This is a genomic window from Flavobacterium sp. Arc3, assembly GCF_041431375.1.
In the GTDB taxonomy this organism is placed as follows: Bacteria; Bacteroidota; Bacteroidia; order Flavobacteriales; family Flavobacteriaceae; genus Flavobacterium.
This window is the reverse complement of the sequence record NZ_JASMRI010000001.1, coordinates 245,676-262,106: the sequence shown is the minus strand read 5'-3', so window position 1 is coordinate 262,106 and position 16,431 is coordinate 245,676. Positions and strand designations below refer to the sequence as shown.

Sequence of the window (16,431 nt, the reverse complement as noted above, 5' to 3'; positions counted from 1 at the left end):
CATCATGAATAAAGATACTAAAATATATATTGCTGGACACAACGGAATGGTGGGTAGTGCTATCTGGAGAACACTGACGGCTAAAGGTTATACTAACCTTATTGGAGCTTCCAGTAAGGAACTGGATTTGAGAAATCAACAAGCAGTTAAGGACTTTATGGCTACCGAAAAACCGGAAGTGATTATTGATGCTGCCGCAAAAGTGGGAGGGATATTAGCTAACAATGATTTTCCGTATCAATTCATAATGGAAAATATGCAAATCCAAAATAATCTAATCGATACCGCATTACAATCCGGTGTGGAGAAGTTTATATTTTTGGGAAGTTCTTGCATTTATCCAAAACTGGCGCCACAACCATTAAAAGAAGAGTATTTGTTAACAGATACTTTGGAACCGACTAACGAATGGTATGCTATTGCAAAAATTACAGGGGTAAAAGCCTGTCAAGCTATTAGGAATCAATTTAGTAAGGATTACGTAAGCTTGATGCCGACGAATCTTTATGGTACCCATGATAATTTCGATTTAAATTCTTCTCATGTTTTACCCGCTATGATACGTAAGTTTCATGAGGCAAAGGAAAATGGCAATGCTCCGGTAACCCTTTGGGGAAGTGGGACCCCTATGAGAGAGTTTCTTTTTGTAGATGATATGGCGCAAGCAGTGGTATTTGCATTAGAAAACAAACTACCCGATTATTTATATAATGTGGGGACAGGGGAAGACTTGACCATCAAAGAATTGGCCGAAACGATTCAAAAAATAACGGGACATCAAGGAGAAATCATTTGGGATGCAACAAAACCAGATGGTACTCCTAGGAAACTAATGGATATTTCTAAAATGCATGAATTAGGTTGGAAACACCAAGTAAAATTAGAAGAAGGAATACAAAAAACATACAATTGGTTTTTGGAAAATATCGACCGATTTAAGGAAGTGAAAATGTAGAGGAGGTTAACTGTTTAGGAAAAGTTTAACTGTTTAATCGGTTAGGAAAAGGTTAATTGTTTAGGAAGAGTTTAATTGTTTAAAAAAAAGTTTAATCGGTTAACTGATTAGAAAAAGTTTAATTGTTTAAAAAAAAGTTTAATTGTTTAGGAAGAGTTTAATTGTTTAAAAAAAAAGTTTAATTGGTTAACTGGTTTTTAATAAAAATGTATGATGAACCAATTAACTAAATTTCAATCAGAACACGCGATTAATCATTTCAACAATTCAACAATTCAACTTTTGTTCGATTAACCATTTCACCAATTAAACAAATAACCGATAATATTTCAACTGAATTTCAATCACACCACACGGTTAAACAATTAACCAAATAGACGATTAACGATTTAACCTTTTTTCCCATGAGTTACCATATCTATTCATTCGAAAAATTGGAGGTATATCAACTATCTAGAAAGTTCAAAATAGATATAAAGTTGATGAGTCAAAGATTTCCAAAAGAAGAGAGATTTGATTTAATCAGTCAAATTAATAGGGCATCAGCCAGCATCTCCGCTAATTTAGCAGAGGGTTCTGGAAGGTCTTCTAATTTTGACCAAGCCCATTTTACTAATATGTCCTATTCAACGGCGCTGGAAACGATAGATCATTTGAATACAGCCTTGGATATGAAATATATTAATGAAGAGAAATATACGGAACTTAGAATAAAACTAGATGCTATTCTAAATAAATTGAATTCACTTTATAAATATCAAATCAATAATAAAGAGACTTTGAAAAAGAGAGTTTAATCGGTTAGGAAAGGTTTAGTCGGTTAGAAAAAGTTTAAATGTTACATTCGGTTAAACAATTAACCAGTTCACCAATTAAACGATTAAAGAAATAACCAATTAACCATCGTATAACTGAATCTCATTAAGAACATACGGTTAAACAATTAACCAATTCACCAATTAAACTTTTGTTCGATTAAACAATTAACCAGTTCACCAATTAAACCTTTGTTCGATTAAACAATTAACCAATTCACCAATTAAACTTTTGTTCGATTAAACAATTAACCATTGAAGCATTGAACAACTGAATTTCAATTACAACACACGATTAAACAATTAACCAAATAAACGATTCACCATCGTATAAAAAACACACGAACAACAAGCAATAATATCATGGATACAACACCACAAAAAGTAGCATTAGTAACAGGAATAACAGGTCAAGATGGATCTTATTTAGCAGAATTATTATTAGAAAAAGGATATATGGTCCATGGTGTGAAACGTCGTGCCTCTTCTTTTAATACGCAACGTATCGATCATATCTATGTAGATCAACATGAAGTGCATGTTAATTTTAAATTGCATTATGGCGATTTGACCGATTCTACTAATATTATACGAATTATACAGGAAGTACAGCCTGATGAAATCTATAACTTAGGTGCGATGTCTCATGTAAAAGTGTCTTTTGATTCTCCTGAATATGTGGCTAATGTTGATGGATTAGGGACCTTGAGAATTCTTGAGGCTGTTCGAATTTTAGGTTTAGGAAATAAAACGAGAGTGTATCAGGCTTCTACATCTGAATTGTATGGCGGATTAGCTGAGAATAAAAATGCAGCAGGTTTTTATGACGAGAAATCGCCTTTCTACCCGCGTTCTCCTTATGGAGCGGCTAAGATTTATGGTTTTTGGATTACTAAAAACTACCGTGAGGCTTATAATATGTTTGCTTGTAATGGTATTCTTTTCAATCACGAATCGCCTCGACGCGGTGAGACTTTTGTAACCCGTAAAATCACAATGGCAGTAGCGGCTATTGCTAAAGGAAAGCAAGATTGTTTGTACTTAGGGAACTTGAACTCGCAAAGAGACTGGGGGCATGCTAAGGATTATGTTGAGGCTATGTGGAGAATTTTACAACAAGAAATGCCAGAAGATTATGTAATTGCAACTGGTGTGACCACCTATATTAGAGATTTCGTTATCATGGCTTTTGCTGAGGTGGGTGTTACTTTAACTTTTGAAGGAGAACAAGAAAATGAAACGGCTACCGTTGCTGCTTGTGCTAATCCTTTATATCAAATAGCGATAGGTACAGTTGTACTTAGAGTAGATCCAGAATATTACCGTCCTACTGAAGTTGATTTATTGATTGGAGATCCTACAAAGTCAAAAACACAGTTGGGATGGAAACCACAGTATGACTTAGCGGCTATGGTTAAAGAGATGGTGGCAAGTGATTTGAAATTGTTTTAAAAAAGTCCAAAAAAAACTCCGAATTTCTGATTTATACTACTTAGTTGAAACTACATTTTTTGGGCCAACAGAAGTTGATTTATTGATAGTCGATTCCACTAATATTATAAGAATACTTCAGGAAGTACAGCCTGATGAAATTTATAACCGTGGGGAGATGTCTGATGTAAAGGTGTCATTTGATTCTGCAGAATATGTTGCTATTGTTGATGGAATAGGTACATTACGTATATTAGAAGCGGTAAGAATTTTAGGTTTAGGAGAAAAAACCAGAGTGTATCAGGCTTCTACTTCTGAATTGTATGGAGGATTGGCAGAGAATAAAAATGCAGCAGGATTTTACGATGAGAAATCTCCTTTCTACCCACGTTCTCCATATGGAGCTGCTAAGATTTACGCCTTTTGGATTACTAAAAACTACCGTGAGGCTTATGATATGTTTTCTTGTAACGGAATCCTTTTTAATCATGAATCTCCTAGACGCGGTGAGACATTTGTTACCCGTAAAATTACGATGGCAACTGCTGCTATTGCAAAAGGAAAGCAAGAGTGTCTTTTTCTGGGGAACTTGAATTCGCAAAGAGACTGGGGACATGCCAAAGATTATGTAGAGGCTATGTGGAGAATCTTGCAACAAGATAAAGCTGAAGACTATGTAATTGCAACAGGAGTAACAACTTATATCCGTGATTTTGTGCGTCTTTCTTTTGCTGAAGTAGGTGTTGAATTGGTATTTGAAAGTGAAAATGCTAAAGTTCTGGTTTGTAATAATCCGGATTATCAACTAGAAATAGGTAAAGTAGTAGTAAGAGTTGATCCACAGTATTACCGTCCTACCGAAGTAGATTTGTTGATAGGAGACCCTAGTAAATCTAAAAAGCTGGGATGGGAACCGCAGTATGATTTAGCAGGATTGGTTAAGGAGATGGTAGCTAGTGATTTGGCGATTACTAAAAGGCTGAGGTAAATACAGGGTATTTATATTTGAATATTTTTTAATAATAAAAGTTTTGTCAGTCAATTCAATTAAACGATTTGCAAGATTTAGTAAAAGACATGATACAAACTAATTTGAAATTGATGCTTGAAGACCAATATTTAAAAGATGGTGGATATTCTATTTTGAATTACTTTGAGTAGAAAATTATAAATAAAATTATAGATGTATAGCAAAAAATACGCAGTAGTCATTGTTGCCAAAGAGATTAGTGATAACATACTTGAATATTATTCTAGTGGAGAAATCTCATATGATTTGTTTTTAGTTTCTCCGGATTATTCAACATCTTTAAAAGATAAATATAAAACTATAATTTTTAGGAAGGATAGTGAATTTTTTGACAGGGATTCATATGAAGTCATAGAGAAAACGGATCGTCCTAATTGGTATTATCAACAGTTTTTAAAATATTGTGTGGTTATTAATCTTCATAAAGAATTTTATTATGATTTTGTTCATATAGTTGACGGAGATTCTTTCCTTAGAAAAGAAATCTTGTTAGAAGAAAAAATATATTATACTCCTAAAACTATCGAAAAACAATATCAAAATTTTATAGATAGAACAGAACTAAAACTTAAGGATGATAAAAATTTTATTTCTAATCAGATGTGTTTCAATCCAATGTATCTCAATGAAATGTTGACAAATATAGCGAGAGATAAAGACTGGGTAGACTATTTTTTGGAAATTATTGTAAAAAACGATTCTTGTTGGCTTAGTGAGTATCAATTATATGCGTGTTATGTAAAGTACAAACATAGTATTGAAGAAGAGGAATTAAAAGTTTTTAGAAGGTTAGATTTAATTAATGTATCAGTTGAAAAATCTTTAGAGAAATATACTGTTGTCGCGAACGAAGTTCAACATAATGCAGGTTTATTACGGACACTTAGGGCTAATTTATATTTTGCCTTTGGAAAAAATTTAGGATAAAATGAACGAAAATTGTTTTATAATACTCTCACATAGTAGTTATTGTGATGTGTGGGAGCTGACTTTAAAAAGTTATAAAAATCATTTTAAGAGTGAGAATATTGATCTATATATTACTTCAGATGATAATATTTCACCAGAAGTTAAAAACAGGGTTGTTAATTTAGGATTTAAGATTTTATATTATCCTGAAGATATATCTTGGAGCGAATCATTGAGGTATGTGTTTAATAACTATATTTCTATAAATTATAGTGCTGTTGTTTTTAGTTTCGATGATCTCGTTTTGTTGAATGAAGTACATATTGTAAAGTTTCAGGAATGCTTGAGTAATATGACAGGAATGGATTATTTGGTTTTAAATAGTGGGCATAGAAACTTATTTACTGATATAAGTTTAATGTTTAAGGCTAAAAGACCTTATTTTAAAATTTCTAAAAATGATTCTTACGTGGGATCGCTTGTTTTTTCCATGTGGAATACAGCTTTTTTTTCCAAAATTATAAATCTTTCGGAACTAGACAACTTGAACCCATGGCAATATGAGGTTGAGATTTCGAAAATTTTAGATAAACATGAAAAAAACGGCTTTTATTCTGTTAAGAAGCCATTAATTGAATTTGCTAATGTTATCGTAAAAGGTAAAATTCTACAACAAGAACTCAATAAAGTACATAAATATAATCAAAAGGAATATATAACCAACAGATTATGTATGGATTTTAGTGAAGAAATGCGCTTTAACATTTATAGGAAGTTTTTTATGATTATGAGGTATTTACTACCACATAGTATTTTTAAAAAATTAAGAAAAACTTACTGATTTATGTCATCACTTTTAAAATCATCTTTTTTAGTATCTATTCTTACTTTAGTGTCAATTGCAATAAGTTTTCTAAATCAGGTGATGATAGCAGCTAGTTTTGGAACTGGACATGAAATGGATACTTATTTACTACTTACAAGTTTTCCTTTTCTTATATCGGGTGTGATTTCCTCAGCATTTAGTTTTTCATTAATACCACACTTTGTAACGAAATCGTTTAATTACTTTTTACAATTTATTAAGATTTGTATTGTGATTACTTTAGTGTTATTCGTGTTTTTTATTCTAGTTTATCATTTTTTTGTAATAGATTATTTTAATTTAAGATCTTTTCCAAACATCGAAATTTTAAATGTAATTGTTTGGTTAGTATTTCTGTTTACGATACCATTTAGTATTATAAGCTGTTATTTCACTAGTAAAGCTAGATTTATTATTCCTGTTGTACTAAATTTTTTTCCTTTCATTTTCAGTATTCTTTGTATACTTATTTTTGATGAGATTGGTGTAAATGCAATAATATTCGGGCTTTTACTAGGGTATTTATTCTCAATTTTTTTCTCAATTTATATGCTTAAAAATGAGAAGAGAGACTTGACAAATGTAAGTACAGCCAGTGAAGTATTTGATTTTTTGAAATCAATGAAATATTCTGTTTTTTCGATGTTAACTTTTTCTGTATTTCAAGTAGTTGATGCGTATTGGGGAAGTAAACTAGGGGAATCATCAATATCATATTTAGGGTATTCGCAAAGAATTATTATTGCTCTGGGAGCTCTTGTGATAGCGGGTCCTTCATCAGTGCTAATTCCTAGGCTTACAGAATCCTATAAGTCAGGGGATTTAAAAGCTTACTATTATGATACCTCTATGATTATAAAACTGGTTTTTGCTCTTACTTCTTATGCAGTATTAATCTGTTCTTTTTTTTCTAGAGATATAGTGATAATCATGTTTCAACGAGGTAATTTTAATGAAGCTAGTACTCAAAATGTTGCAGAACTTCTTCCTTTAATGTTAATAGGGATGGTGTTTATGCTAAGTGTTGTCATATCTTTTAGGTCTATTTTTATCCAACCAATTAATTACAAAACTGGTATTGTTGGTATCTTGACATTTTTGATTTATTTTATATTATCAGGTATCTTTTCAACTTATTTCAATGTAAAAGGAATAGCTGTAGCTTACATACTAACTTGGATTTTTATTTTTTGTATTACTATAAAGATGTTGTACAAAACAGAAGTGAAAGCATTTTTTGTAGACTTTGTCCGTTTTTTATCTAAGCAAATTAGTGTGTTAGTGCTCATCTTTGGGTTGGTATTTGTTTTGGAGTTGCTTTTTAATGGTGCCGATTTAGGTTTATTGGGCAAGTTGCTAAAATTAAGTGCCTTTGGACTAATTTCGCTGTTAATATATTTATTTATTTCTATTAGAATTCTAAAAATGAAAGAACTAATTTTTTTAATGAGTAAAATACCTTATATCAATAGATGGATATAATAGGTTTACTCCTTTATCTACTATTATTTAAATCCCAAATCAATAATTATGCAGGATAAAAAAGCAAATATTTTAATATTATTAATTTCTTTTTTTATTTATAATTTTTTTTCTTTCTTTATAGTTGAAAGTTATAGTGTCGATAATTTTTTTTTATTTACCATATTAAGTATAATACAATTTGTATATAATGATCGAAGAAGTATTTTATTAATTCTTTCAATGTACATAATATGGTTGGTTTGTTATTATATACCTGTTTTTAATTTAGGAATATATTATACGGCCGAACAGGATTTTACTGATTCCAATTACTATGATTATTATGCTTTAAAGTTTTGTCATTTACCCTTAGATGAGATTATAGTTGAATCGAATATTACTTGGCAATCTGTCTTTGTTATTACATTTTATTCCTTAATTTATAAGTTCTTTGGCTCTACTTTGCTAAATCCAATTATTATTAACCTGATATTGCTGTATCTTTCATTTTATATTTTAAAAGTTGCTCAGATAAAAAAGCGATATATGATTATGATTTGTTTACTTATTCCTTTTATGGCAGTTAATCTTGTCGTTCCAGGAAAAGATGTAATCATGATTTTTTTGATGTCGATCTATTTATCCACTTTTTTAAATAATTATTCAAAGAGAAAAAAACTCATTCTTAAGTCTTTGGCTTTAGTAGTTGGTTTTTATAATAGACCAAATACGTTGCCTATATTTTTAATTTTAGAGATGGTGAATTTTAATAATCTCAGCATAAAAGTAAAAAAGTTTTTCTACGTTATTTTTGTATTATCGATGTATTTCATTCCAATGTATATTGAAGGTATTATGGAAGGGCTAGGTTTTGAAAATTTAATTGAAAAACAAAGAGATGGTTTTGCAATGTCTGAAACTTTAATGAATATTTTGCTGCCTACTAACGGTTTACTTTATTTACTTGTCACACCATTGCGTGCTTTTGTTTATTTGATCGCTCCATTTCCTTTACTCTCTAATGTCCTAGCTTATGATCAAAATAATATGTTTTCATTTTGGTTTATATTGTTTAAATTTATTGATGGTTTTGCTTGGTTGTTGTTTATGTTTTATTTTTTCAAGAAAAAGTATAAATACAATCCAACAATAAATGTTTTAATTTTATTGTCAGTTTTTATTTCGACAGTATACTTGGTTCAAGGAGGTCGTTATAGGGTTTTTTGTGACTTAATAATGATAACTTATTTTTCGTATCAAAGTATTTATTCTGTAACGCATAATAAAAACTAATGAAAATTTTTGTTTTAAGCTTTATTGTATTTATTACATTAAAGGTTTCTTCCAATAATTCCATTAAATTATGGGGGAATACTTTTATAAAAAATGAATGTATTAGAAATGATGAATCAGTATCTGATTTTTTGGAATTTCATTATTCTAAAATAAAAATAACAGATTATTTTTGTGATACTATCACTGTAAATGTTCAACAAATAGGAGCAAAAGGGGATGGAATTACAGATGATTGGGCAGTTATTGAGAAAGCTGTAGTAAATCTTGATAAGTTGGGAGGAGGTATTCTTTTTTTTCCTAATGGGACGTATATCGTAAAGAATGCTATTAGTCTAAAATCTAAAATAATATTTCGGGGAGAATCAAAATATACGACTATAATTAAAGCTTCAAATGAAAGCCTTGACAATGTTTTTGGACAAGGATATCCATTGTATAAGCATTGGAAAAAATCGAGATTAGTTGGAGGAACAATTGATAGACTTAAGAAACCTGACTTTTTAACTAACTACAGTGAGGAAGAGGCTTTTATTACTGGTGGTATGGCTGGCTATGCTGTTACTAATATTAAAATTGAAAATCTTACCATTGATGGTAATAAAAATAATAGGTCAGAGAATAAAGTTAATTTAAGAGGCCTCTCAAGTAGTCCTTTTTTAGGAGGCGAAGCAGTTGTATCTAGTTCAGGAGGTAGGGCAGTTGTTTCTGGTTTTTTTGGTGGGGATTCAGGTTTTTCCATTGAGCCTCGAACTGTAGAAGGTGTATTTGACATAGGTGATTTAGTTCAAGGAGAAGAGTCTGGAGCTACCATGATTGTACAAGATAAAAAAGCAGACGATGCCTACCAGATGTTGATTAGATTTGATGCTGTTTCACATTCATTTGTAAGAAACTGTATTATAAAAAACTCAGTATTTACAGCCTTGTCTATTTACAACTATTCAAATAATAATAGTATTGATTCTAATGAGTTTTTCGACAACAATAAGAGAGGAACTGATTTTACATGGGGGCGAATGAATATTTTTGTTGAATTTGATGCGAGAAAAAATATTATTTCAAATAATACCGTTAACGGTGGATTGGGGTATTCAATATTTGTGCAATCAACTGGTGGTATGAATTATGATACTCATATTTTAAATAATAAAGTATTTCATCCTGGTGCAGATGGGATTAGGGTAGGTAATGAGACTAGTAATAGTTCGATTATTAATAGTAAAATTATTGGGAATACTGTTGTTGGCGCAAATGGAGAAGGTGCTGTTGGTATAAGGGTTATACATTATGGAGAAGGAGTAGTATCAAAAGCGGAGATTTCTAATAATTTGGTTAAGAACTGTATTTACGGAATTTTATTACAAGGTAGAGTGGGGGACAGTAGGATATTTGATAATTTTGTTATTTGTAGTGAAAAAGTAAATATTGCATCTACAGCATTACTTAAAGGGAATAGAATATTCAATAATAGTATTAAGGAAAATTGATTTTAAGAACTACTGTTTTAGAAGGGTATAAAATAGTTCTCATAAATATTCTTCTATTAGTTTTAGTACTATTTTTTTTATTTAGCTTATTCCATTTAATCGTAAATAAACTGTTAGTTTAATGAAAAATGTATAAAAAAAGAGAGGTTGCTTTGAATCTCATTAACGTATTGTAATGTAGATTCAATTAATAAAAATTTGAAGTAATTCAGCCGTTTACAAGAATTGTATTAATTATAAATATTGCTTGATTAATTATATCTGATGAAAAAAATTCATATTATAAACCCTTATGGTACGTTGCCTAGCGAAGGTTGGAGAAAGTACCGAACCAATATTATTGCTGAATATTTTTCAGAGCACAATTGGGATGTAAGCTACTGGATTTCAAATATCGATCACAGGTCAAAAAAAAACAGGGCTGAAAAAGACGAGGATGTTGTAATTAATTCTAATTTTCGTTTTAAAATTATTTATTCTCCACCCTATTCAGGTAATGGTTCTATTAATAGAATAAAATATGAAATAGGATTTTCTAAAAGAGTAAAAGAGATTTTTTTTAGAGAAGAGTACGCAGCTGATGTTATATTAATCACTGACCCAGCTTTGTTTTATGGACATTCTATTTATAAAATTGTAGAAAAAACAAAAAGTAAATTCTTTATTGATATCTTGGATTTATGGCCTGAAGTATTTATAACATTGTTTCCCAAAAAACTGTTATGGACATCTTCAATCGTCTTAAGTCCTTTTTATTATCTAAGGAAAAAACTCTTTAAGAAAGCAGATGGTTTTATTGCTGTTACTAAAGATTATTTGGAGATAGCTAAAAAAAATTGTGAAGACATACCTGGAGAAGTAGTTTATATTGGTCTTGATTTAGCTGCTTCAAAAAATATACAAAGTATCGATATTCAGAAAGTGAATAACGAGAAATGGATAGTTTATGCGGGTACCTTGGGGATTAATTATGATATTAAAACAATTTTAGAATTTGCAAATAAACTTGAACAAAGTAATGAAAATGCTAAACTTATTATTGCAGGAGATGGCCCTTTGAAAAATCTGGTAGAAGAAACCATTTCAGTCAATAAACTTAAAAAAACCATTTTTGTTGGAAGGCTTAATGTTGAGGAATTAAATTATGTTTATTCTAAATGTGATATTGCGCTTTCTACTTATTTAGCCGATTCCACTGTTTCTATGCCGGTAAAAGCTTTTGATTATATGGCATTTGGATTACCCGTCATAAACTCTCTTAATAGAGAATATGGGAAAATAGTGCAAGAAAGTAAAATAGGACTTCAATATGAGGCTGAAAATGTGAATAGTTTGTTCTGTGAGTTTTCTAAATTGATGGTTGACAGTGAATTACTATCGTTAATGAATAGAAATAATATAGAATTATCAAAAGAATTTGAAATATCTAATCAATACAGAAAATATTTTGATTTTGTGGAAAAAAGTTGTTAATATATTAGAAGGGGGCATATGGCTACTGTTTTTTTTAGTAATCTCTAAATATATTAAAGTTTTATCATTAGAAAAGATTTTAATTAATCTTTAGTTGTTGGCAATTGGTAAAAACTATTTTTATAAAACTAATTTCTAGAATTTATTTAGATATATTTGCAAAAATTATTAATAATTATTAAATAACGTTGTTATGAAAATAGAGGAATTTTTAGAAGTCATTAAGGTAGAATTTCTGGAGTCTGGTGATATTGTTGAAGCTAATACAAAATTCAGAGATCTAGATGATTGGGATTCTCTCACTGGTATGTCACTTATAGTACTGTTAGAGGAAACATATTCGGTATCTATACCAGATGATGTATTCTCATCTTTTACAACAATTGAAGATATTTATAATTATATACTTGAAAAAAAGTGAATGCTTACTTAAATAACATCTCTTTTTATCTGCCAGAAAACACCCTTTCAAATGCAGACATAGAAAGAGATCATCCAGAATGGTCAATAGAAAAAATTGCTGCTAAAACAGGAATATCTAACAGGCATATTGCTAAGCAGGATGAGTTTTCTAGCGATATGGCTGTTAGTGCAGCAACTATTTTTTTTAATGAAACAGATGTTGATAAGGAGGATATTGATTATTTAATATTATGTACACAAAGTCCTGATTATTTTCTGCCAACAACTGCATGCATTTTACAAGATCGCTTAGGTCTTAATAAATCAATTGGTTCTATTGATGTAAACCAAGGCTGTTCAGGTTTTATCTACTCGATTGGATTGGCCAAAGGATTAATAGTTTCTGGTCAAGCAAAAAAAGTTCTGGTCATTACTTCTGAAACGTATTCTAAGTTTATTAATAAAAATGATAAGTCTAATAAAACGCTTTTTGGTGATGCTGCAGCAGTATCTCTAGTGTCTAATGAATGTTCTGGTTTCAAAGCAAAAATCGAAGATTTTGTGTATGGAACTGATGGTTCAGGTTACGAAAGTTTAATAGTAAAGAATGGAGGATCAAGATTTAAGTTAGAAAGTGGTGAAGATATAATTGACGAAGGAAATTTTCAGAAAAATAATGATAATCTTTATATGGATGGAAGAGCTGTTTTTCAATTTACAAATTTGGTTGTTCCAGAGTTAGTCAAATCATCATTAATTAAAAATTCTTTAAGTATTGATGCAATAGATAAATTTGTTTTTCATCAGGCTAATAAGTTTATGTTGGATAAGATAAGAGCTAAATTGAAAATTCCACAAGAAAAATTTATTTTTAATTCAGAAAACATTGGAAATACGGTTTCTTCAACAATACCTATTTCACTTAGGAATTTATTTGATGTTGAAGAATTTGAAAGTGGTCAAAAACTAATGATTGCTGGCTTTGGTGTAGGATTATCATATGGAGCTACTGTACTAACAATAAATTAATAGTTTGAAAAAATCATTTTATTTAAAGCTTTACTTTTCTGTATTTGGTAAACTTATTTCTGCAATAATGAATTTGTTTAGTTTGATTCATAAGCCTTTCATGGTGTATGGATTTTTTAACAGCATTAGTAAAGAATATAACCTTAGAACAAGAATTTCAAGTACAACAAAGTTCTTGCAGCGAAAAAATGTAGATATAGCTGATAACGTTTGGGTATGGCATTATTCTATTATTGATGGATCTGCACCAGTAAAAATACATGAAGGAGTCCAAATAGGAGCCTGGGTGGGTATTTTTACTCATAGTAGTCATAACGCTATAAGAATGAATGGTGACAAATACTTTGAACTTTCTGTAGAAGATAGAGTAGGATATAGTATTGACTCAGTTGAAATTGGAGCATATACGTTTATTGGAGCCTCTTCTGTAATTTTGCCTGGAGTAAAACTTGGAAAAGGTTGTATAGTAGGTGCAGGATCTATTGTAAACAAATCGTTTCCAGATTATAGTGTTATTTCGGGTAATCCAGCAATATTAACAGGTAATACAGAAAAAATAGATAAATTTTTTTTAAGAAAAGAATCAAATAAAATTAATTATTATAATATTTAAGTAATGATACCATTCCCCGCCCCCCATTTGTAGATCAAGATGTTATTAATGAAGTTTTAGATTCTTTAAACTCAGGATGGATAACTTCAGGCCCAAAGGTAAAAATATTGGAAGAGGAAGTTGCAAAAATAACGCAGGTTGAAAAAGTAGTTTGCGTTAATTCATGGACCACGGGTGCTATTTTAGTGTTAAAATGGTTTGGAGTTAAAGCGGGAGATAAAGTAATAATTTCGGCTAATACGTATAGTGCAACTGCTCTAGCTGTATTACATTGTGGGGCAAAACCTGTGATGGTCGATGTAGGTGAAGATTTTACCATAATTACACAAAATATTGAAAAAGCAATAACTTCAAAAACTAAAATAATTATGCCTGTGGATATAGCAGGGTGGCCTTGTGACTATGATTCAATTAAAGCAATTGTTAATAAGGAACAGATTGTTACATCGTTTGAGCCAGAATCGGATAAACAAAAACAATTAGGAAGGATTTTAATTTTATCAGATGCTGCACATTCTATTGGCGCTACTTATAAGTAATTACCAGTTGGAAAATTGGCGATATTACTTTCAATTGGGGTGCTGCCTAGCTATAAGGGACAAGGAATTGGTAAAGAGTTAATAAAAAAGTTTGAAGAAGATGCAATGAATAATGGTTGCATTCAAATAGCCTTAACTACAGATTTTGAAAAGAACAATAAAGTTTTGAGAATTTTATAAAAGCACCGGTTATACAACGTATTATGATTTTATTACTTAGCCAAATCTTAAAATTTAAAAAATAATTAAAATATTAAAATAACATTATAAATTTATGCTTATACCTTTCTCGCCACCTCGAATTGATAACAAAGTTATTGATGAAATTACAAAAGCATTGCAATCAGGATGGATTACTACCGGACCGAGAACAAAGTTGTTTGAAAAAAAAATAGCTGCCTATTGTAAGGTTTCTAATGTCTTAGCTGTTAACTCCTGGACTTCCGGAGCCGAATTGTTATTGTATTGGTACGGTATAAAAGAAGGAGACGAAGTAATTGTGCCTGTTTATACTTATTGCGCGACTGCTAATATTGTAATGCATCGCGGTGCAAAAGTTATTATGGTCGATGTTACATCAGATTTTGGAATTGATTTATCAAAAATTGAAAAACACATTACTTCTCGCACTAAAGCGATTATTCCGGTTGATGTCGGAGGCTTACCTACAGATTTTTCTAAATTGAATAGTTTGTTGCAAAAGCAAAGTATAAAAGATTTGTTTGTCGCTGAATCCGAAAATCAAACAAAATTAGGTAGAATTATGGTTTTAACGGATGCAGCGCATTCTTTTGGAGCGATTTATGATAACGAAAAAGTAGGTTCTCAGACCGATTTTACAGTTTTTTCATTTCATGCTGTGAAAAACTTGACTACTGCAGAAGGAGGTGCTATATGCATTAATCTACCAAAACCGTTTAACAATTCAGAAGTTTATAATCAATTAAACATACTTACATTGCATGGGCAAAATAAAGATGCATTAGCAAAATCACAAAAAGGGAGTTGGGAATATGACGTCGTTGATGCAGGTTTTAAATGTAATATGACTGATATTTTGGCATCTATTGGTTTGGTAGAATTTGATAGGTACGAATCAGAAACTTTACCAAAGAGAAAGTGGATATTTGAACAATATACTGCTGCACTAGAAAAACAAGCTTGGGCTATAACTCCTCTGTATAAGGATGAAATAAGAATGTCCTCTTTTCATCTATACTTATTGAGGATAAAAGGAATCTCCTTAGAAGAGCGAAACTCCATAATTAAAGAAATATTTGATAACGATGTTTCTGTTAATGTTCATTATAAACCATTGCCTTTACTTTCTTATTATGAGTCTCTCAATTATGATATGAATGATTTTCCTATAGCAAAGGAATTATGGGAAACAGAAATTTCATTACCAGTTTTTCATGATCTTTCCGAAGAACAACTAGAAAGGGTAATAGAAGTTGTTGTTAATGCGGTTAATAAGATAAAAGGCCTATAATGAAAAGAATATTTGACATTGTGTTTTCTTTTTTAGGACTTGTTTTTTTATCTCCTTTATTAATCCTAATAATTGTCTTAATGAAAGTTAGTAGCAAAGGGTCTGTTTTTTATAAACAAGTTAGGGTAGGAAAGAATAATATAGATTTTGATATTTTTAAATTTCGAACCATGTTTGTTAATGCAGATAAATTGGGCTTATTAACAGTCGGAGGAAGGGATCCTAGAATTACAAAATTGGGGTATTATTTGCGTAAATATAAGTTGGATGAATTTCCTCAATTGGCAAATGTGTTTTTTGGAGATATGAGTTTTGTAGGTCCTAGACCAGAAGTGAGGAAGTACGTAAATTTATATAGTAAAGATCAATTAAAGGTGCTTTCTGTAAGACCGGGAATAACAGATTTGGCTTCTATCGAATTTAGAAATGAAAATGAAATGCTTTCAAATCAAGAAGATCCAGATCGATATTATGTCGAGGTGATTATGGTTAAAAAACTTCAAATTAATTTGGATTATTTAAAGGAAAGAAATTTAGTCAAAGATATTGGCGTAATACTAAAAACTTTTTTAGCAATAATATAGATTAAGAATAAAATGATGATGTTAGGTTAGACAAAAGTACATTAGAA

General features: G+C 30.4%; 17 protein-coding genes. All 17 read left to right on the top strand.

Going from position 1 to position 16,431, the window contains the following annotated elements; all coding sequences use genetic code 11:
* Positions 1–4 precede the first annotated feature (4 nt).
* Positions 5–955: a GDP-L-fucose synthase family protein gene (locus QO200_RS01045; RefSeq protein WP_371535311.1), complete on the top strand. Its 951-nt coding sequence runs from the start codon at positions 5–7 to the stop codon at positions 953–955.
* A 404-nt stretch (positions 956–1,359) separates the two neighbouring features.
* Positions 1,360–1,752: a four helix bundle protein gene (locus QO200_RS01040; protein WP_371535309.1), complete on the top strand. Its 393-nt coding sequence runs from the start codon at positions 1,360–1,362 to the stop codon at positions 1,750–1,752.
* A 381-nt stretch (positions 1,753–2,133) separates the two neighbouring features.
* Positions 2,134–3,222 carry a GDP-mannose 4,6-dehydratase gene (gmd, locus tag QO200_RS01035; RefSeq protein ID WP_371535308.1) on the top strand — a complete coding sequence of 363 codons (1,089 nt, stop codon included), beginning with the start codon at positions 2,134–2,136 and terminating at the stop codon, positions 3,220–3,222.
* Between the two features lie 82 nt (positions 3,223–3,304).
* Positions 3,305–4,189: a GDP-mannose 4,6-dehydratase gene (locus tag QO200_RS01030; protein WP_371535306.1), complete on the top strand. Its 885-nt coding sequence runs from the start codon at positions 3,305–3,307 to the stop codon at positions 4,187–4,189.
* A 195-nt stretch (positions 4,190–4,384) separates the two neighbouring features.
* Complete coding sequence (locus QO200_RS01025) at positions 4,385–5,158, top strand: hypothetical protein (protein WP_371535305.1); 774 nt, start codon at positions 4,385–4,387, stop codon at positions 5,156–5,158.
* 1 nt (position 5,159) lies between these two features.
* Positions 5,160–5,981: a hypothetical protein gene (locus QO200_RS01020; RefSeq protein WP_371535304.1), complete on the top strand. Its 822-nt coding sequence runs from the start codon at positions 5,160–5,162 to the stop codon at positions 5,979–5,981.
* A gap of 3 nt (positions 5,982–5,984) precedes the next feature.
* Complete coding sequence (locus QO200_RS01015; RefSeq protein ID WP_371535303.1) at positions 5,985–7,487, top strand: lipid II flippase MurJ; 1,503 nt, start codon at positions 5,985–5,987, stop codon at positions 7,485–7,487.
* 222 nt (positions 7,488–7,709) lie between these two features.
* Positions 7,710–8,762: a hypothetical protein gene (locus tag QO200_RS01010; RefSeq protein WP_371535301.1), complete on the top strand. Its 1,053-nt coding sequence runs from the start codon at positions 7,710–7,712 to the stop codon at positions 8,760–8,762.
* A complete protein-coding gene (locus QO200_RS01005; RefSeq protein ID WP_371535300.1) occupies positions 8,762–10,252 on the top strand; it encodes a glycosyl hydrolase family 28-related protein in 1,491 nt (496 codons plus the stop codon). Before QO200_RS01010 ends, QO200_RS01005 begins: the two co-directional genes overlap by 1 nt.
* Before the next feature lie 264 nt (positions 10,253–10,516).
* Positions 10,517–11,725 carry a glycosyltransferase family 4 protein gene (locus QO200_RS01000; protein ID WP_371535298.1) on the top strand — a complete coding sequence of 403 codons (1,209 nt, stop codon included), beginning with the start codon at positions 10,517–10,519 and terminating at the stop codon, positions 11,723–11,725.
* A 193-nt stretch (positions 11,726–11,918) separates the two neighbouring features.
* The gene (locus QO200_RS00995; protein ID WP_371535297.1) at positions 11,919–12,146 is read left to right on the top strand and encodes an acyl carrier protein; all 228 of its coding nucleotides are present in this window, start codon (positions 11,919–11,921) and stop codon (positions 12,144–12,146) included.
* Positions 12,143–13,156: a 3-oxoacyl-ACP synthase III family protein gene (locus QO200_RS00990; RefSeq protein WP_371535296.1), complete on the top strand. Its 1,014-nt coding sequence runs from the start codon at positions 12,143–12,145 to the stop codon at positions 13,154–13,156. The genes QO200_RS00995 and QO200_RS00990 overlap by 4 nt, the downstream gene beginning before the upstream one ends.
* A gap of 4 nt (positions 13,157–13,160) precedes the next feature.
* Positions 13,161–13,769 carry an acyltransferase gene (locus tag QO200_RS00985; RefSeq protein ID WP_371535295.1) on the top strand — a complete coding sequence of 203 codons (609 nt, stop codon included), beginning with the start codon at positions 13,161–13,163 and terminating at the stop codon, positions 13,767–13,769.
* 11 nt (positions 13,770–13,780) lie between these two features.
* A complete protein-coding gene (locus QO200_RS00980; protein ID WP_371535508.1) occupies positions 13,781–14,308 on the top strand; it encodes a DegT/DnrJ/EryC1/StrS family aminotransferase in 528 nt (175 codons plus the stop codon).
* Positions 14,309–14,323: 15 nt separating this feature from the next.
* A complete protein-coding gene (locus QO200_RS00975; RefSeq protein ID WP_371535294.1) occupies positions 14,324–14,488 on the top strand; it encodes a GNAT family N-acetyltransferase in 165 nt (54 codons plus the stop codon).
* A gap of 94 nt (positions 14,489–14,582) precedes the next feature.
* A complete protein-coding gene (locus tag QO200_RS00970; protein WP_371535292.1) occupies positions 14,583–15,800 on the top strand; it encodes a DegT/DnrJ/EryC1/StrS family aminotransferase in 1,218 nt (405 codons plus the stop codon).
* Positions 15,800–16,384 carry a sugar transferase gene (locus QO200_RS00965; RefSeq protein ID WP_371535291.1) on the top strand — a complete coding sequence of 195 codons (585 nt, stop codon included), beginning with the start codon at positions 15,800–15,802 and terminating at the stop codon, positions 16,382–16,384. The genes QO200_RS00970 and QO200_RS00965 overlap by 1 nt, the downstream gene beginning before the upstream one ends.
* The last annotated feature ends 47 nt before the right edge of the window (positions 16,385–16,431 follow it).